The sequence below is a fragment of the Alicyclobacillus acidiphilus NBRC 100859 genome (assembly GCF_001544355.1).
Classification (GTDB): Bacteria; Bacillota; Bacilli; order Alicyclobacillales; family Alicyclobacillaceae; genus Alicyclobacillus; species Alicyclobacillus acidiphilus.
The window spans coordinates 1-16746 of record NZ_BCQI01000036.1 but is presented as its reverse complement, the minus strand read 5'-3'; the positions used below and the strand labels follow the sequence as shown (position 1 = coordinate 16746).

General features: G+C 57.1%; 18 protein-coding genes and 1 tRNA gene. 16 read left to right on the top strand and 3 right to left on the bottom strand.

Going from position 1 to position 16746, the window contains the following annotated elements:
* The first annotated feature begins 19 nt into the window (after positions 1-19).
* From plsY to ndk, 10 genes are all read left to right on the top strand, one after another.
* Positions 20-637 carry a glycerol-3-phosphate 1-O-acyltransferase PlsY gene (gene plsY, locus AAC01S_RS12510; protein WP_245630207.1) on the top strand — a complete coding sequence of 206 codons (618 nt, stop codon included), beginning with the start codon at positions 20-22 and terminating at the stop codon, positions 635-637.
* Positions 634-1671: an NAD(P)H-dependent glycerol-3-phosphate dehydrogenase gene (locus tag AAC01S_RS12505; RefSeq protein WP_067622765.1), complete on the top strand. Its 1038-nt coding sequence runs from the start codon at positions 634-636 to the stop codon at positions 1669-1671. Before plsY ends, AAC01S_RS12505 begins: the two co-directional genes overlap by 4 nt.
* A gap of 66 nt (positions 1672-1737) precedes the next feature.
* Positions 1738-2121, top strand: a complete 384-nt coding sequence (gene gcvH / locus AAC01S_RS12500) for a glycine cleavage system protein GcvH (RefSeq protein ID WP_067622763.1) — start codon at positions 1738-1740, stop codon at positions 2119-2121.
* Between the two features lie 284 nt (positions 2122-2405).
* The gene (gene spoIVA, locus AAC01S_RS12495; protein ID WP_067622760.1) at positions 2406-3884 is read left to right on the top strand and encodes a stage IV sporulation protein A; all 1479 of its coding nucleotides are present in this window, start codon (positions 2406-2408) and stop codon (positions 3882-3884) included.
* Between the two features lie 175 nt (positions 3885-4059).
* A tRNA-Pro gene (locus AAC01S_RS12490) sits at positions 4060-4136 on the top strand.
* Between the two features lie 81 nt (positions 4137-4217).
* Positions 4218-4454: a trp RNA-binding attenuation protein MtrB gene (mtrB, locus tag AAC01S_RS12485; RefSeq protein ID WP_067622757.1), complete on the top strand. Its 237-nt coding sequence runs from the start codon at positions 4218-4220 to the stop codon at positions 4452-4454.
* An 89-nt stretch (positions 4455-4543) separates the two neighbouring features.
* Positions 4544-5281 (top strand): heptaprenyl diphosphate synthase component 1, encoded by a 738-nt coding sequence (locus AAC01S_RS12480; RefSeq protein WP_067622754.1) that lies wholly within the window; start codon positions 4544-4546, stop codon positions 5279-5281.
* 9 nt (positions 5282-5290) lie between these two features.
* On the top strand, positions 5291-5998 hold the full coding sequence (locus AAC01S_RS12475) for a demethylmenaquinone methyltransferase (protein WP_067622751.1): 708 nt from the start codon (positions 5291-5293) through the stop codon (positions 5996-5998).
* Positions 5999-6037: 39 nt separating this feature from the next.
* The gene (locus tag AAC01S_RS12470) at positions 6038-7012 is read left to right on the top strand and encodes a polyprenyl synthetase family protein (protein ID WP_067622748.1); all 975 of its coding nucleotides are present in this window, start codon (positions 6038-6040) and stop codon (positions 7010-7012) included.
* Positions 7013-7125: 113 nt separating this feature from the next.
* Positions 7126-7575: a nucleoside-diphosphate kinase gene (ndk, locus tag AAC01S_RS12465; RefSeq protein WP_067622745.1), complete on the top strand. Its 450-nt coding sequence runs from the start codon at positions 7126-7128 to the stop codon at positions 7573-7575.
* A 60-nt stretch (positions 7576-7635) separates the two neighbouring features.
* Here ndk and AAC01S_RS12460 read toward each other — a convergent pair whose 3' ends face one another.
* Positions 7636-8553, bottom strand: a complete 918-nt coding sequence (locus AAC01S_RS12460; RefSeq protein WP_067622742.1) for a patatin-like phospholipase family protein — start codon at positions 8551-8553, stop codon at positions 7636-7638.
* Between the two features lie 49 nt (positions 8554-8602).
* On the opposite strand from AAC01S_RS12460, the gene AAC01S_RS12455 reads away from it, so the two are divergent.
* The 4 genes from AAC01S_RS12455 to AAC01S_RS12440 all read left to right on the top strand — a co-directional run bounded on the left by AAC01S_RS12455 (position 8603) and on the right by AAC01S_RS12440 (position 10523).
* Positions 8603-9364, top strand: coding sequence for a CheR family methyltransferase (locus AAC01S_RS12455; RefSeq protein ID WP_067622739.1), 762 nt, complete (start codon positions 8603-8605; stop codon positions 9362-9364).
* 74 nt (positions 9365-9438) lie between these two features.
* Entirely contained in the window at positions 9439-9645 is a 207-nt protein-coding gene (locus AAC01S_RS12450; RefSeq protein WP_067622737.1) for a hypothetical protein, read from the top strand.
* 106 nt (positions 9646-9751) lie between these two features.
* Complete coding sequence (gene cbpB, locus AAC01S_RS12445) at positions 9752-10201, top strand: cyclic-di-AMP-binding protein CbpB (protein WP_067622734.1); 450 nt, start codon at positions 9752-9754, stop codon at positions 10199-10201.
* Positions 10202-10277: 76 nt separating this feature from the next.
* Complete coding sequence (locus tag AAC01S_RS12440) at positions 10278-10523, top strand: biotin/lipoyl-containing protein (protein ID WP_067622733.1); 246 nt, start codon at positions 10278-10280, stop codon at positions 10521-10523.
* A 128-nt stretch (positions 10524-10651) separates the two neighbouring features.
* Here the strand turns inward: AAC01S_RS12440 and AAC01S_RS12435 are convergent, their stop codons facing one another.
* On the bottom strand, positions 10652-12016 hold the full coding sequence (locus AAC01S_RS12435) for a cation:proton antiporter (RefSeq protein WP_067622730.1): 1365 nt from the start codon (positions 12014-12016) through the stop codon (positions 10652-10654).
* Positions 12017-12488: 472 nt separating this feature from the next.
* Between AAC01S_RS12435 and AAC01S_RS12430 the strand changes: the two genes are divergently transcribed.
* Both AAC01S_RS12430 and AAC01S_RS12425 read left to right on the top strand, forming a co-directional pair.
* Positions 12489-13364, top strand: a complete 876-nt coding sequence (locus AAC01S_RS12430) for an ATP-binding protein (protein WP_067622728.1) — start codon at positions 12489-12491, stop codon at positions 13362-13364.
* Positions 13365-13386: 22 nt separating this feature from the next.
* Entirely contained in the window at positions 13387-15243 is a 1857-nt protein-coding gene (locus AAC01S_RS12425) for a cobaltochelatase CobT-related protein (RefSeq protein ID WP_067622725.1), read from the top strand.
* Positions 15244-15299: 56 nt separating this feature from the next.
* Here the strand turns inward: AAC01S_RS12425 and AAC01S_RS12420 are convergent, their stop codons facing one another.
* Positions 15300-16445, bottom strand: a complete 1146-nt coding sequence (locus AAC01S_RS12420; protein ID WP_067622723.1) for a LysM peptidoglycan-binding domain-containing protein — start codon at positions 16443-16445, stop codon at positions 15300-15302.
* Positions 16446-16746: the final 301 nt, after the last annotated feature.

Here is a 16746-nt window from a genome sequence, read left to right as displayed (position 1 = left end):
TACATAGGAGAGACTGATTGTGACAGTGTTCATTCTTGTCGTCGGCGTCGTGATCGCGTACCTAATCGGGTCGATCTCGACGAGCACCATCATCGTCCGCGCCGTTTCCGGCAAGGACATTCGCAAGGAAGGCAGCGGAAACGCCGGGGCTACAAACACCCTGCGAACCATCGGAACCAAGTGGGGAATCGTCGTTCTGCTGCTCGACGCCATCAAAGGGATGGTGGCCTTGTGGATTCTTTACGCGATGATTGGCGACTCGTCCTTCGGCTTGGCCTTCGGGGCAGTTGCCGTCGTGATCGGCCACAATTGGCCCGTTTTCTTCGGCTTTCGCGGCGGCAAAGGCGTCGCGACGACCATTGGCGTACTCTTGTGGCTCGTTCCGCTGGTGACCATCGTGGCTGGCATCCTGTGCCTGATTGTCATTGCGTTGACTCGCTATGTGTCGCTAGGGTCTCTGATTTTGACCTCGCTTGTGCCCATTATCCTGGCCATTTGGTTCCACCGGGACATTTGGACGTTGTTGGCCGCGATTCTCCTCGCCCTACTATCAATCTATCGGCATCGCGAGAACGTCGCACGGCTCCTGCGCGGACAAGAGCGAAGGCTGTTCGACAAGTCGAGTGATCCGTCATGAAGGCCGCGGTTTTAGGCGCAGGCAGTTGGGGGACGGCGCTCGCCAACGTCCTTGCGGAAAATGGACACGACGTGTGTCTATGGGCCCGCAGCGAGGCCGTGGCTGACGAGATCAACACAGATCATACGAACGAGCGGTATCTGCCGAACGTTCGTCTCCACGAAGGACTGCAGGCGACGTCAGACGCCATGTCGGCGATGTCCGAGAGCGACATGGTGGTGTTGGCCGTTCCGTCGGCTTCTCTGCCAGAAGTTGCGCCTCTGCTGTCCGCAATCCCGCGGCACGCCATCCTGACACACGCCGTTAAAGGTTTTGTCCGACCCGCCAATCGCCGGATCAGTGAATACATCCTGGAGCAAGACGTCGCCTTGGCCGCTCGTTTGGCCGTGTTGTCCGGCCCGTCGCACGCGGAGGAAGTGGTCGCGCACCTTCCAACTACGGTCGTTGCGGCGAGCACGAGTCGCTCGACTGCCGAACATGTCCAGGACGCCTTTATGAATGACGCCTTCCGCGTGTACACGCAATCGGATCTCGTCGGCGTAGAGCTCGGCGGAACTCTGAAAAATATTATCGCGCTTGGTGTCGGCCTGATTGACGGACTCGGTCTCGGCGACAATACAAAAGCCGCCTTGATGACCAGGGGATTGGCGGAGATCACGCGCCTTGGCGCCGCGCTCGGGGCCGCGCCGTTGACCTTTTCCGGCCTCTCCGGCGTGGGCGATCTCATTGTCACCTGCACCAGCCGACACAGCCGCAACTACCGCGCTGGTCGGCTGCTCGCAACGGGGCAGCCGCTCGCGGACGTCCTGACGGCGATTGGCATGGCTGTGGAAGGGGTAGGCACGACCTACGCCGCGGCCGAACTGGCTCGTGTTCACGGTATCGAGATGCCGATCACCGCCGCGATCGAGCGGGTCTTGCAAGGGTTGGTCACACCGTCTGAAGCCGTGAGTCGATTGATGCGCAGGGGCAAGAATCACGAGATGGAAGATCTGGCGGGACAAACGCTGACGGTTCAGTGGGGACTACCATAGACGTATGGCGTGTGCTACACTTTCAGCGATTACACCTGTACCTTTGATGGGAGGTTCACCAAGCGGATGAGTCATGTTCCTAACGATTTAAAATACTCGCGAGAACACGAATGGGTTCGCGTCGATGGCACGCAAGCTTACATAGGCATTACCGACTTTGCACAGGCCGAGTTGGGCGACATCGTGTTCGTCGAGCTGCCGGAAGTGGGCGCCGAGATCACCGCCGGCGATACGTTCGGCACGGTCGAATCGGTCAAGACGGTATCCGACTTGTTCGCGCCGGTGAGCGGCAAGGTTGTGCAAGTCAACACGGGGTTGGAGGACGCGCCTGAATTGGTGAACTCGGCACCATACGAGGGCGGATGGATGATCGTTGTGGAAATGGCGAATCCTGAGGAACTATCCCAACTACTCGATGCCGACGCGTATACGGCGTTGATCGACGGCTAAGATCAACTGTTCGGACAACACCGCACTGGGCTGTAGGATCTGCGAATGTCCTCGCACATCCTATAGCCCTTTTTGATTCTTCCGTTCTACTTCCACAAGAAGCTCCGTATATATAGTCAACGTCAGGGACGAGACTTCGCAGACGGCGAAGCATACCCTGTAGCTCGACGCATATATTTTCTACTGTCCACCGACACCGGGACAGTCTACGGGGGTTGTCAGTGGGCCGGGGCAAGGCATGCGTACGTAGCAGTCTACGCCGGTCATCTTGAGGAGGGAGAAGCGTGGAAAAATTCGACGTCTTTAAGGATATTGCTGAGCGAACGGGGGGAGACATCTACCTCGGCGTGGTCGGCCCCGTGCGCACTGGCAAGTCGACCTTTATCAAAAAATTCATGGAACTCATTGTCATCCCGAACATCAAAGACGAGGGTGAACGAGTTCGGGCAACGGATGAGTTGCCGCAAAGCGCGGCTGGTCGAACCATCATGACCACTGAGCCCAAATTTATACCGAACCAAGCGGTAGAAGTAAATGTCGCAGAAGGATTGGACGTCAACATCCGCATTGTCGACTGCGTTGGCTACGCGGTGGACGGAGCTCGCGGCTATGAAGATGAAAACGGTCCAAGAATGGTGACCACCCCCTGGTTTGACGAACCGGTTGCCTTCCAGGAAGCCGCAGAGATTGGAACGCGAAAGGTGATTGCGGACCACTCGACGATTGGGGTTGTCGTCACGACGGACGGCAGCGTCGCGGAAATTCCTCGTGAAGGCTATGTCGAGGCAGAGGAACGGGTCGTCGCGGAGTTGAAGGAACTTGGCAAACCGTTTGTCATACTGGTCAATTCGGTCAATCCGGACCACCCTCGAGCGCAGGATCTTCGAGATGAACTCTCGATGAAATACGACGTGCCTGTCATCGCGTTGTCATGCGCCACATTGACAACCCACGAGATCAACTACGTGCTGCGGGAGGCGCTCTACGAATTCCCGGTCAAGGAAGTCAATGTCAACCTCCCGAACTGGGTCATGGTGTTGGACGAAGACCACTGGCTCCGCCAACAGTTCCACGAGAGCGTGCGCACGACGATTCAGGACATTCGGAGAATCCGCGATATCGATCGCGTCGTCGCTCAGTTCTCCGATTACGAATTCGTGTCGGGCGCAGGGCTGTCGCATATGGATATGGGGCAAGGCATCGCCGTGATCGAACTCGACGCGCCGGATGAACTGTACGACCGCGTGCTGACCGAGGTGGTTGGCGTACAGATTACCGGCCGGGATCAACTGCTTCGCATGATGAAAGAATTTACGTACGCGAAGAAGGAGTACGACAAGGTCGCGGACGCCCTGCGCATGGTCCGTCTCACAGGCTATGGCATTGCCCCGCCGGCGCTTGAAGAAATGACCCTGGATGAACCGGAGTTGATCAAGCAAGGGTCTCGTTTCGGCGTTCGACTGAAGGCCACCGCGCCGTCCATCCACATGATCCGCGTCGACGTTGAGAGCGAATTCGCGCCCATCGTAGGAACGGAAAAGCAGTCGGAGGAACTTGTCCGGTACCTGATGCAAGACTTCGAGAAGGATCCGTTGAAGATTTGGGAGAGCGACATCTTCGGCAAGTCTCTGGCCGCGATCGTGCGCGAAGGTATCTCCGGAAAGCTTTCGATGATGCCCGAAAACGCGCAATTCAAGCTCAAAGAAACACTGCAGCGGATTATCAACGAAGGAAGCGGCGGCCTGATTGCCATCATTCTCTGAGTCGAGGCAGTCGCAACAGTGATTGAATCCGATGTGTGGCCTGGGGCATCCGCGTTGCTCCGGGCCGCCTTTCGATGATAGGTTGCAGGAGACTTCTTCACGTGATAAACTTGTTTAGCGCCGAACTCAATCGAGTCGCGTGCAAAACCACGTCAAATAGAGTGACGATACACAACGGGATGTGGCGCAGCCTGGTAGCGCGCTACCTTGGGGAGGTAGAGGTCACGGGTTCGAATCCCGTCATTCCGACCACAAACCAGCGTGATTTACGCTGGTTTTCGTTGTTGAGCGCAGATTTTACGACGTGGACAGTTCGGAGAAGGGGGTAGTATCGTGTCCGATTCCCCAGTACTTGGCGATTATTTCATCATTCGCGCGTTGGAAAACGGTGTCCAAGTCATAGGTATGACGCGGGGACCTGAAACAAGATTCCATCATGCCGAGAAGTTGGATAAAAATGAAGTAATGATTGCACAATTTACAGAGCACACCTCTGCGATGAAAATCCGAGGGAAGGCCATTCTCTACACAGGTCACGGCCAGATTCGCACGGATGGCGGCCAAGAATAGAGCGAGAAAAGTAAGTGACAGGGTTTTGTGGTATACTATCCGCAATCAGTGGTACAGGCCTGGTCGGGTGTTAAGGAGATGAAACCGACTTGACGGACGGCAAGGAAGGAATGTTTCGACGGATCGAACGTCGAGCACATGTTCATATGCATCATGATTACTTGGCTCTCCGAGAAGTCCGCCAGAGCATAAGTCGTTTCCATTTCGAGGTTGGATACGCAATTACGACAGCGGCCCAGGTCGATGATGCTACAGCAGAATCTGTGTTAACGGCGTTCTTGTTGCTGCGTCAAGCGCTGTCCATCCACGACGACGTCGATACCTGTCGACCGGAACAACAGGGATTGGTCGTACTGGCAGGCGACTACGACAGCAGCAAATACTACTACATACTTGGCCACATTGGCGACAGTTCGCTGTTGTACACGTTGTGCGAGGCTGTCGTGGAAATCAATGAGGCAAAGATGACATTGTTGTCGGAAGCGGCTCGATTGTCGTCCTCCGATTACATGCGTCTGATGAAAATCGTCGAGGGGCAGTTGTTGAAGACCTTGGCGACGCACTATCTTGGAGCCAATGGAAACTGGATGACGTATATCGATTCGCTCGTACAGGCGCACATCGTCCAAGACGAGCTGTTGGCGCGGCGCGTGAAACGAAACTTCACGGTTCGCCAGGCCTCCGAATGGCTCGAAAGCTCGATGGAACAGTTGGAAACCGGGGTGTCCATTTCCTCGACAAGCCCGCTCTACAGATTCATGATAGAGTATTTTGCGCCTATCCAAGAGACCGTTCGCCACTTGCACCTTGCGGAAGGAAAGGGGTGAGTCGATCCGATGGAAGGTGATAAAGCCGCCTATGTCCATGATGTGTTTACGAAAATTGCCGATCGCTACGACACGATGAACTCGGTCCTTAGCTTTCAGCAGCACCGCCTTTGGCGCAACTTCGCGATGCGACGACTGCCCATTCGGCCAGATTCGAAAATTCTCGATGTGGCGGCCGGCACAGGAGCTTGGACGTTCGCCATGGCAGAGCGTTTGGGTGACGAGGGCCGAGTCATTGGTCTCGACTTCACCGAAGCGATGCTGGAGGTCGCAAACGAGCGTCTTCAGCGCTTTCCCCGGCGCAAAAACGTGGAATTCGTTCACGGCAACGCGATGGACTTGCCCTATCCGGACAACTCGTTCGATATCGTGACCATCGGCTTCGCGCTTCGCAATGTGCCAAGTGTCGAAACGTGTTTGCGGGAAATGGTTCGCGTTGCGAAACCGGGCGGGGCCATCGTGTCGCTGGAATTATCCAAACCGGAATTCACACCGTTTCGCAAATTGTATTACTTCTATTTTTACAACATTCTTCCGCGTGTTGGACAATTGGTCGTCGGTGACCGAGCGCCGTACGAATGGCTGCCGGAATCGCTCATCGACTTTCCGGACAGGCAGCGGCTTGCCCAGATGTTTCGCGACGCAGGCATGCGAGATGTCGAAAGTTTCCCGCTGACATTCGGAATCGCGGCGCTTCATTTGGGCTACAAGCGATGATGGAAGCAACCTCGAGAGGGAGAGGCGTGAAACGTTGGCGTGAATTTCCAGGCAGTCTATGAGCAGTACCGCGGACAATTGGAACAAGTTGAACGATTGCTTCGCGATCAATCTCGTTCCAAACAGATGGAGCTTTCACAGGCCAGCGAACAGTTGCTGGCGGCTGGCGGCAAACGCATTCGTCCATTGTTCGCGTTGATCTGCGGCACGGTCGGCAATCTGTCCAGTCCAGTCGACGAAGACGTCGCCAAAATCGCCGCCGCTTTGGAAATGACCCACATGGCGACCCTCGTGCACGACGACGTGATCGACCGTGCAAACCTTCGCAGAGGGCAGCCAACCGTCCGCAGCGCGTACGGCAATCTTGCCGCGATGTACGCGGGCGACTACCTGTTTGCGCGTGCCATTCAGCTGCTTGCCGAAGTGGATCATCCGCGCGTGCACAGAGACATGTCGACGGGCATCGTCCGTTTATGCCAAGGTGAAATCGAGCAGATTCAGGATTTTTTCAACTGGGGTCAGTCCATCAGACGTTATTTGCGGCGGATCGAACGCAAGACAGCGCTCCTGATTTCGCTCAGTTGCGGCTTGGGCGCGCTTGTCGGCGGTGGTGGAGAAAACGAAGTTCGGGCGCTTACGTGGTACGGACACTTGACCGGAATGGCGTTTCAGATCATCGACGACATTTTGGACTTTACAGGAAATTCTCACGTGATTGGCAAACCTGTCGGTGGAGACCTGCGCCAGGGCAATCTCACGCTTCCGGCGCTGCTGGCGGCGCAACACCCAGACTATGGACCGCGGTTGCGCGAGATCGTCAAACCTGGCATGAGCGATCCCGATGTCCGCGAAGCCATTCATATCGTAACGGAGTCTGGCGCGTTGAACCAGGCGAGGGTCATTGCAGATCGGTATATCGACAAAGCGGTCGCCGCGTTGACGCGCGTGCAAAGACCGGAAGTGAATCGACAGCTGCAGGTCTTGACCAGCTTCGTCGCGGAACGTTCGTTTTAGCACACGGTTGAACTTATGGTCTGTGTCCCGTACAATAACGCCGTTACATAGTCGCAGGAGGCCAAGAAGCCTCGGACAAGCTTTGATATTCACCCTAAAAGGAGTTGCTCAAGATGGCAGTAGAGAAGACGTTTATCATGGTCAAGCCGGACGGCGTACAGCGCGGACTCATCGGCGAGATCGTCGGCCGTTTCGAGAAGAAAGGCTTTAAGCTCGTCGCCGCGAAATTCCTTCAAGTCCCGAAGGAACTGGCGGAACAACATTACGCCGAACACAAAGAGCGTCCGTTTTTTGGGGAACTCGTGACCTTCATTACCTCGTCGCCCGTGTTCGCGATGGTGTGGGAAGGCGAAAACGCCATCGGCGTTGCGCGCGCCATGATGGGCAAAACCAACCCTGCGGATTCCGCGCCTGGAACCATCCGCGGCGACTATGGCCTGACCATCGGGATGAACATCATCCACGGTTCGGATTCCCCAGAGAGCGCTGCGCGTGAAATTGGCCTGTGGTTCCCTGAAGGCACCGCCGACTATGCCAAAGCGGTCGACGTGTGGTTGGCCTAATCGCTTCAGCATCCACGTATCGGGTCCGTGTCGTCGCGAGATGGCACGGACTATTTGCGTCTAGCCCTGATCGAGAAAGCGAAGGATTTCAGACTGGCGGTCCAACACGAGCTTCCGGCCGATCTCGACGCACTCTGACATCTGTGTGAATCGATGCCAGCGCAGCCGGCTCATGTCAGGTTCCAGCACCAACACCTGCGAACCAAGTGCGACGTCGTTGTCGATGCTCTCCCGCAGCAGAATGTCAAATGACCTGGCCAACACGTCGATCATCGTCGTGGGTTCGTAGTTCGGCGACAAGCGGTAGAGGTTCACAGCGATGACCTTCTGGCACCCAGCGGAACGCAGCACCGTGACGGGCACGTAGTGCCGCATGGCGCCGTCGACCAGCAGATACTTTCCGTACTGAATCGGCGTGAAAATGCCTGGCAAGGCACAGCTTCCGATCACGGCCAAGGGGATGTCGGTCATCTCCTCGTAGGTGTCTTTGCGTGTCGTTCGGATCGCCGTCATGCCCGCACCGTCGCGGGTGGACGAGGTATCGGTCGCCGAAAAGACCACGGGTTGACCGGAGATGAGATCCGTAGCCACGACATAGAGAGGAATTTGAAGTGCTCGGGACGAAATTAACCGTTCAATGTAACGTTGGAGCTTGATTCCGCGGATCAAGCCAGCCGGCGCGGAGGGAATCTTTTGACGATCCCCGATAAGCCGCTGGCGCACCAGCGAGACGGCCGAGGACCATACGGGAAAGCCATAGTCGATGAGTTTCAGCCCTGGGAAGTTGCACAAAAGGGCTTCAAATCCTTCGGTTCGGTAGCCATGCGCATACAGTGTGCTGACGATGGAGCCAGCACTCGTCCCGGCAATCACGTCGGGCCGGATGCCGAGCCTCGCGAGGCCATCCAGCACGCCAATATGGGCGGCGGCTTTCAACGTTCCGCCGCTGAGCGCAAGGCCAAGGAACGGCCCGGTCATAGCACCACCCCACCTCATATCATCGGATTGATTGGCAGGAGCGACCGAGATGGACGAATTCGCATGGTTTATACGAGCCTTTCACGAGTTGACTGGAATCGATCTCGCTCGCTACAAGCGCCCGCAGATGGAGAGACGCCTGACCAATCTTCGCGATCGCCGAGGATTTCACGATTTTCCGAGTTATGTCCAGGCGTTGAAAGCGCGTCGAGAACTGTTGGACGAACTGCTGGATCGAATGACTATCAACGTTTCGGAATTCTTTCGGAACCCCGATAGATGGAAGCAATTAGTTCCTTTTCTGATGAACAAACACCGTCCCATTCGGGCGTGGAGTGCCGCCTGCTCGACGGGGGAGGAGCCGTATACACTGGCGATCCTCTTGGCCGAACGGAACGTGCGGCACGACGTCATCCTTGCGACAGACATCGATTCGCGTGTGCTGGAATTGGCTCGGCTCGGCGTGTACGAACCAGCGCAATTGCGCGAAATCGACCCCGCGTTGCGGGAGCGCTATTTCGTGAATGAGCAAAATCGCCGGTTTCACCTCACCGAATCCATCAAGCGGAAGGTGGAATTTCGCAATCACAACCTGTTGGCCGATCCATATCCGGAAAACCTGGATTTGATTATATGCCGCAACGTGCTGATTTATTTTACAGACGAGACGAAACGCCTGCTGGTTGAGAAATTTACGGAATCACTGGTTCCCGGAGGCGTCCTGTTTGTCGGCAGCACGGAGCAATTGCTCGGCACCCAGGCAGAGGCGCTCGTCAGCGTCGCCCCTTTTATGTATCAAAAATCAAAGTAAGTCATCGCATAAAGCCAATCCTCCCCGGCTACTCTACGACAGAAGGTCCGTACTTCGGAGAGGAGGAGATTGGCATGACCCCGGGCCGTACGAAGGGAAATCCGACGTCCGATGGGAATCAGGCGCATGGATCCGAATGGTTCTTGGACACCGTCTACGACGGGATCGATCGCCTTCAGGAGGATGGCGGCGTTGCGCCAGAACTGGCGCATTGGCCGACCGAACTAGGCGATGTGCCACCTCCATTGATTGAGCGCCGACGAATCGGACCGGATGTGTAATCCCCTGATCAAAGAGACGTCGCCGTGTCGGCGGCGTCTCTTTTCTGGTAAAATACAGGTGCACCACGAACTTGGCAGCGAGCGGTGAAGGGAGTCAAGGGTAACTATGACGCCTATTGAACAGATTACACTGCAGGACGAGGAAATATCTCGACTGATTATCGACGCGGAAGACGTCGCGTGCGTATATCCGAGCCACGGCGCGGAACACGCCTTGCTCGTATTGATCAAATCCGGATATTCGGCCATTCCTGTGATCGACCCACAAGGACGTGTGGTCGGCGTCATCAGCAAGACATTGATTTTGGATAAAATCCTCGGTCTTCAACGGATCGAGTTCGACGAACTCTCCAACTTCACGGTCAAGGACGTGATGAGGGAGGATGTTCACCGCATTCACAAGGGCGATACCTTTCTTCGCGCGCTGCAAGTGAGCATCGATGCGCCATTCCTTTGTGTGGACGACGATTCCGGACTGTTTGTCGGATTGTTGACCAGACATGGCATTCTCGCGTATTTGCATGGTCTCATTCGCAAGGGGATCTATCGCCATTGACGGGACGGCATGGATTTTGCCTGGACCGAACGAACATGTATCATTTGTCTGGAGTATGAACGAAGGAGAATTCGGTATGGGCGAAACAGCGGAAATCAGACTTCCCCAATTGGGGGATACCGTGACGAAAGCGGTGGTTACGACCTGGCTCAAGCAAGTCGGAGACGCGATTGAGCGCGATGAACCGTTGCTCGAAGTCACGACGGACAAGGTCACTGTGGAAGTCCCTTCGGAGTACGCGGGCACGCTCCGCGAAATTTGTGTTTCCGAAGGGGAAGAGGTGACCATGGACGCGGTGCTCTGCAAGATCGCCGTGGAGTGAATCGCGCGTTTCATGGATGTCCGGCGGGCCAAATCGCTGCGACGCGGCCGCAATCGGCCGCCAATTGGAACCGACAGGTGCGCACGGCTGCCCCGTGCGCACAGAGGCCGGTCTGCAGAGTATCCAGGTTATCCGTGGTATGATCCGGTCTTGACGGCACTGACCGGAATTTCGTCGGGATTGAAAGTGACTTCTTCATTGACCTTTTGAATCACCAGGTCTTCATCGCCAGGCATGAGCCGTTTGCCGCGCCGCAACACAGCGCGCAGCCAGGTGCCAGCCATCCACGACGTGACCAACGCGAGCATGACCAGGATGGCGTAAAACGTTTGGTTGATGATGCCGAGCGCAAACGCGGTGGACGAAAGGACGATGCCAGGGCCGCCGCGGGCGTTCATGGCCGCCGCGAAATTCACACTGGTCAAGCGATCCGTGCGAATCACCCGGCAAGTGAAGTAAACGACAACGCTCTGGACGATGGTCGCAAAGAGAAGGTACAGCAAGAAGAAACCGAGGTTGAAATCTTTGACCAGATTGAGTTGCAGTCCGACAATCGCGAAATAGAGCGGGATGAAGAACGCGAACGCAATACCTTGCACGCCCTGCTCCAACCGTGCGAACAATCGTTCTGGCAAGCTGAATTTGGTGGCGATCCCGGCAAGCAACGCCCCGTACATCACATCGACGCCCAGGTAGCCGGCGATGTCGGAGAGCGCGAACAGAATGATCAGGAAGTAGCCGAGAAAGGACGCCCGGAAGAGGATGTTCGCCCGCTTCGAAGTGATTCTGCGCAGGGCCCAGGGAACAATCCCGACGCAGACCACGAGAAAGGCGAATGTGATGACAAGACTCTTCGAGACCACCCAACCGTTGATTGCGCCGCCGCCGTGCCCCGAGACAACACCTGCGGCAATCGCGAGCGCGACCCAGAGGATGACGTCGTGTACGCCCGCGATCGCGACGATGATCTTCGCAAATCGCGAGTGCATGATGCCGAGGTCCGAAAAGATTTTCGAGATGACCGGAATGGACGTGACCGCAATGGAAATCGCGACAACAATCTTCAACGCGAGGACGCTGTGGTCAGGGCCGAGGAACTGATCCGCATTGAACAGATAAGTCGACAGCCACCCGACGATGAATGGAATCACCGTCGATCCGATGATAATCGCGATACCTGTCTTGATATCCGCCTTTGCGAAGCGAGACTGGAACTTGAGTCCCGCCGTGTAGAGGAGCAGCAATTCCCCAATGTAGTAGATGAGCCCAAACAAGCTGCCTTCGGATGAGAACCCTGTGTAGAGCCAGTGAAAGAACCCGGGGAACAGGGTGCCGATGCATGTGGGTCCGAGCAGCAGTCCGCCGGCAACTTCGCCGATCACGCGCGGTATGGCGAGTCGTTCGGCAACGTAGCCAAGCAGATGCGCTGCGCCGAGCAACAGCACCATGCCGAACAAAAATCGGGCAAGGTCGGCTCCGGCCAATGTGAACATATTCGTTTCCCCTCTCCTCATGATTGACTCCGCTGTCACACGGAGCACGTACAATACACTATGTACAGGTGGGGAAACTGTCCAAGACGGATACCCATTGACGCCGCCAGTGGGGCAAACACACAAACGGCGTTCGAAGGTGCTTATCGTCGGCATGTAAAGTGGAAACGAAACGGCATCGTCTCGTGATTGCCGACCATGCCGCGAAGATGTGCGATTTGTTTGTTGTTGGAAAGTTGGCCGTCGCAACCGACGACGGCCAGTGGATTAGTAGCCTGCACCATAACCAGGGACGAGCAGGAAGAACAGAACGAAGATGATGAGGAACACGACAGCCCATTGCGTGTATCCGCCAAATACGCCGTACATGAGAACACCTCCTCTTCGACTTTCTGAGATATCGTACGTCCGGCGCTGTCTGTTTGATCCCGACAAGAGCCCGAGTCAAGATACCAAGGAGCGGATTTACAGGATGAATGGAGTATGGACGCCAGAGGACATCGAGCTAAGGGGAGTGCATGGTCTTTCGGAAGTTCATCGGCATCGAGACGGCGAACTCGCGCGGACCTTTTTGACGTCGGACAAAACGCTGCTTGAAGACGCGGTGACGAGCGTCGCGCTCGGAAAGAACCTGTTGCTGCGAGGTCCCACCGGTTCCGGGAAAACCAGGCTGGCCGAGTCGCTGGCGGCCCGTTTCGGCCTGTCCATCGAGGCAATCAATTGCTCTGTCGATCTCGACGCCGAAGCCCTGCTCGGCTTCAAGACGCTCGATGTCGCGGATGGCAAGAACGCCATTCGCTATGTCGAAGGCCCCGTTGTGCGTGCCATGCAGAGCGGCAGTATGTTGTATATCGACGAAATCAACATGGCTCGGCCCGAGACCTTGCCCATCCTCAACAGCCTGCTCGATTATCGGCGCCAGCTGACCAATCCGTTCACCGCACAAACCATCTCGGCCCACCCAAACTTTCGCGTGATTGCGGCCATCAACGAAGGTTACGTCGGCACGATGCCGATGAACGAGGCTTTGAAGAATCGTTTCGTCATCGTCGACGTGCCGTATCTCCAAGGCGATGTCTTGGCGCGCTTGATCCGGGGGCACACCGAAGGGCTTGCGGAGCAAGCGGTGGATTGGTTCGTTGGCCTCTCCGCCGATCTCGTCGCTGCCGCCCGCTCAGGCCAGTTGAGTGAAGAAGCCGCATCGATTCGAGCCTTGCTTGACGCGTGCGATCTCGCCGTATATATTCCGCCCTTGCGCGCCATCGCTCGCGCCATTGCGGCGAAATTAGACGACGAGCGCGAACGCGCGGTGGTCATGAACCTCGCGAACACGTATTTCCCAGCGTGACAGTTGAAAAGGGGGCATGAGCGTGCAGAAGCCGTTTCGCTTCACGGACGAATTCGAGGCGACTTGGGCCGAATTGCAGTTGGTCGACTTGTGCCGCGTGCTCAGCCGCAACGGCGCCCTGGATGTCGCCTTCGAACCTGTTTCGCGCGTTCGAATGCAGCAGGGCGCCATCGCCATTTCGACGAACTACGGCGAGTTCGATCCGGTAGAACGGTTCCATTGCCAGCTTGCCGACGTGTACCTGCGATGCCTGGGCACGCAATACGATCACGCCCTTCCCGCCATGTCGACCGTTCATTCGGCCCTCGCGGCATTCACTTTGCCAAACTTGGCCTTGCACGTGTTCTGCGCCATCGACGACGGTCGATTGGCTGAGCGGATACGGCGGGAGCGAAGGGGAACACGTCAGGCGTTTGCGGCGAGAACCGCATTTTACGCTCGCATGCTGCAGAGCAATCGAGCGTCCAGACTGCGCAAGCAGCTGTACAGCGACGTGTGGTTCGCGGACTGGTACGGTCAGATCGCCGATGAACACTCGGACGTCTACGTGAAGGCAAGCGCATGTGCGGATGTCCTCGACGTCCTTCGATTGACCGACGAGTTCATGCGGGCCTTGCCTCCAGACGCCGCATCGTGGCCGGACTTGACCTTTCACCTGTTTGGCCTCGACGACGGCAAGCAGCGAGTCGAACCAACTCGTGAAACCGGGCAAACGGAGCGCGCGGATCGGACATGGACGCAACCCAGCCAAACAGCGGACGGAGAAGCCGACGGATCGAACGAGTCCGTGGACGTGTGGACCCAGCAGCAGGACTCGAATCGTGCGTGGAGTCTCGAAATGTCGTTGGATGACAAGGCGCCGAGCGAAGCGTCCCGTCGCGGCGGACGCCTCGCTGAATCGTCGCCGGCGCAAGTGCAAGTCCGGCGCGCGCGGACGAAGGACGGACCACGAGAATCGGTCGCGGAAGTGGCCGACGACCGTTTCATCGCCATCCATGAACCGCAGCCATTGCGGCACGGAGGCTCAGAGGGCCGGGTGATGGAGGTGTACCCCGTCGATCGCGACGGCGATGGAAACGACGCGGATCTCGATGCGTGGGAACAAGCGACGTTCGTCACCAGGCGGCGCCTTGTTCGCGTCTTCTCCTCGATGATGGAGCGAAGCAAAATCGCAGGATCGACACCGACCCGCCACGGACGTCCGGGAAAACGGCTGGAGCGGTTGGCGACGGATCGGACCGCGCGGCTGTTCTATCGAAAGACGAACCCCGGAGCACATTTCGATACGGTCGCGCACATCCTCGTCGACTGTTCTGGGTCGATGCAGGAATACCTCGAAACCTGCAAGCCTGTTCTCTATCTGTTTCACGAGACGTTGCGACGATTGAACATCGTCCATGGCGTAACAGGGTTCTGGGAAGATACGGAGTACCAAGGGGTCATGCACGGCGAGCCGATCACGTATCTGTCTCATGTGATTCCGTACCACCGCTCGTTGTCGGCGGATTGCGCGGCGAACATCGCCAACCTGGAACCTCAATTGGACAATCGCGATGGACTCGCCATCCGCCGCATTGCACAGACATTGCTGGCGCGGCCGGAGCGCCAGAAGTGGCTGCTTGTCCTCAGCGACGCCCAGCCTGCCGCGGAGGACTACCAAAACGCCATCGAAGACACGAAACGAGCCGTGCAATGGGCACGGCGCAGGCAGATTCACGTCGTCCACGTCAGCATCGCCGAAGCCGACGACGGCGCCGCAGTGGCCATGGTGAAGCAACTCTATGGCGACGACACGGTGGTTGTGACGGATCACAAGGACTTGCCAGCGACATTTGAACGAGTGATGCGCGATATGCTGCGGCGTGCCGTCGATCGGTGAGGGGGCTCGGGCGGATTGGACCACCGAGCCAGTCTTTATGCATACGTGCTTGTGGTTTAGATGGATGCCATCCTCAGGATGTCATGGACGTACGCGGCAGAGTGGTTGTACGAGTAAATCGCGTAGTACGGATCTGCGCTGATTCCTTCGTGGTGCAGCATGTTTGCGGCCGAGTAGATGGCGTCTTCCACGTTTCGGATGTTCGGCGTCTTATGCCCCGGCGCTGGAACGCCGAAGATCGCGAATGTTTGTGGCATGAACTGCATCGGGCCGATCGCTCCCGCATACGAGACGTCGTTGCCAGTCACGTCGAAGTCGGTCTCTTCTTTGTGAATGGCCGCGAGTACGGTCCAGGGTACGTCGTATTTCCGCCCGGCGGCCTTGTATACGGGGATCAGCCACTTCGGCGCCTGCGCGATCATGGCCCTGCTCGCCGCGTCGGGGTGATAGGTCGTGTCCACCGCGCCAATTTTCAATTTCATGCCAGGATAGATGGCGTCTCCGCCGATCGCGTTGTCACTTCGAATGGTATCGATGGACACGCCATACGCCTGGGATATCGACCAGAGTGAATCGCCGCTGTGAACGACATAGGTCAGGTAATGGGCTTGGGTGCATGTTTGAGTGGACGCGTTGGTCGACGAGTGCGACGTGCTGGAATTGGGCATGTTGGAAAGTTTCACGACGGGTGAGCGGGCAGGTGCTGCGATGGTAATGGCTTGTCCAATCTTGACGGTCGTCGAACGCAGGTGGTTGATTTCCATCAGGCGCTGAACCGTCGTATGATATTGCATCGCCAGACTCCACAAGCACGATCCCGGAGCAACGTGCACGACCGTGCTGGCATGAACGGACTGACGATGCACAGTTGCGGCGGATCGAACGGTTGGCTTCGGTTCACGGCGTGTCGCGTCGCTGCTGGTTGGTTTTCCGCGTCTGGGGTGGTCTGGATCTTGACCAGAGTCCTTGGAACGGTTCGGTATCGCGCGAAAATTTGGAACGTGCAGGGAGGCGGTAATCAATTCGGCCTCCATCGCCCGATCGACGACCATGGGGGCCGCACCGGATGAACGGTTGGCGGATCGACTCAAGGCATCTGGGCTGCCAATCAGAACGGGATTGGAGAACAGGGCAAACGCGAGATAGGCAAAGACGAAGACAAGGCCCAGTGTCAGGCTTGTACGAAGTCGTCTAGTCAACATACATCTCCCTCTCTCATGTGCAGTATCCGTCGCTTGGACAAGGATTGCTTGTTGAGAGAGATGTACGCGGTATGTGGGACAAACATGCCACTTTTCTTTGAACTGAACGCTTTGCGGGATAGATGGAGGAGTGGAGGGCGGCGGCGGGCGATTAGGCATGATGGCGCGATCGCGGAGGGGGGCGACGGGCGATTAGGCATGATGGCGCGATCGCGGAAGGGGGGCGACGGGAATAGGCATGATGGCGCGATCGCGGAGGGGGGCGACGGGAATAGGCAGGCCACAGCGGCTTATTTCGGTA

What these genes read in the sequence shown, in the direction of transcription:
- AAC01S_RS12505 (WP_067622765.1), top strand. Translation starts at nt 634, where the DNA reads ATGAAGGCCGCGGTTTTAGGCGCAGGCAGTTGGGGGACGGCGCTCGCC.
- gcvH (WP_067622763.1), top strand. Translation starts at nt 1,738, where the DNA reads ATGAGTCATGTTCCTAACGATTTAAAATACTCGCGAGAACACGAATGG.
- AAC01S_RS12475 (WP_067622751.1), top strand. Translation starts at nt 5,291, where the DNA reads ATGGAAGGTGATAAAGCCGCCTATGTCCATGATGTGTTTACGAAAATT.
- ndk (WP_067622745.1), top strand. Translation starts at nt 7,126, where the DNA reads ATGGCAGTAGAGAAGACGTTTATCATGGTCAAGCCGGACGGCGTACAG.
- AAC01S_RS12460 (WP_067622742.1), bottom strand. Translation starts at nt 8,553, where the DNA reads ATGACCGGGCCGTTCCTTGGCCTTGCGCTCAGCGGCGGAACGTTGAAA.
- AAC01S_RS12455 (WP_067622739.1), top strand. Translation starts at nt 8,603, where the DNA reads ATGGACGAATTCGCATGGTTTATACGAGCCTTTCACGAGTTGACTGGA.
- AAC01S_RS12450 (WP_067622737.1), top strand. Translation starts at nt 9,439, where the DNA reads ATGACCCCGGGCCGTACGAAGGGAAATCCGACGTCCGATGGGAATCAG.
- cbpB (WP_067622734.1), top strand. Translation starts at nt 9,752, where the DNA reads ATGACGCCTATTGAACAGATTACACTGCAGGACGAGGAAATATCTCGA.
- AAC01S_RS12440 (WP_067622733.1), top strand. Translation starts at nt 10,278, where the DNA reads ATGGGCGAAACAGCGGAAATCAGACTTCCCCAATTGGGGGATACCGTG.
- AAC01S_RS12435 (WP_067622730.1), bottom strand. Translation starts at nt 12,016, where the DNA reads ATGTTCACATTGGCCGGAGCCGACCTTGCCCGATTTTTGTTCGGCATG.
- AAC01S_RS12430 (WP_067622728.1), top strand. Translation starts at nt 12,489, where the DNA reads ATGAATGGAGTATGGACGCCAGAGGACATCGAGCTAAGGGGAGTGCAT.
- AAC01S_RS12420 (WP_067622723.1), bottom strand. Translation starts at nt 16,445, where the DNA reads ATGTTGACTAGACGACTTCGTACAAGCCTGACACTGGGCCTTGTCTTC.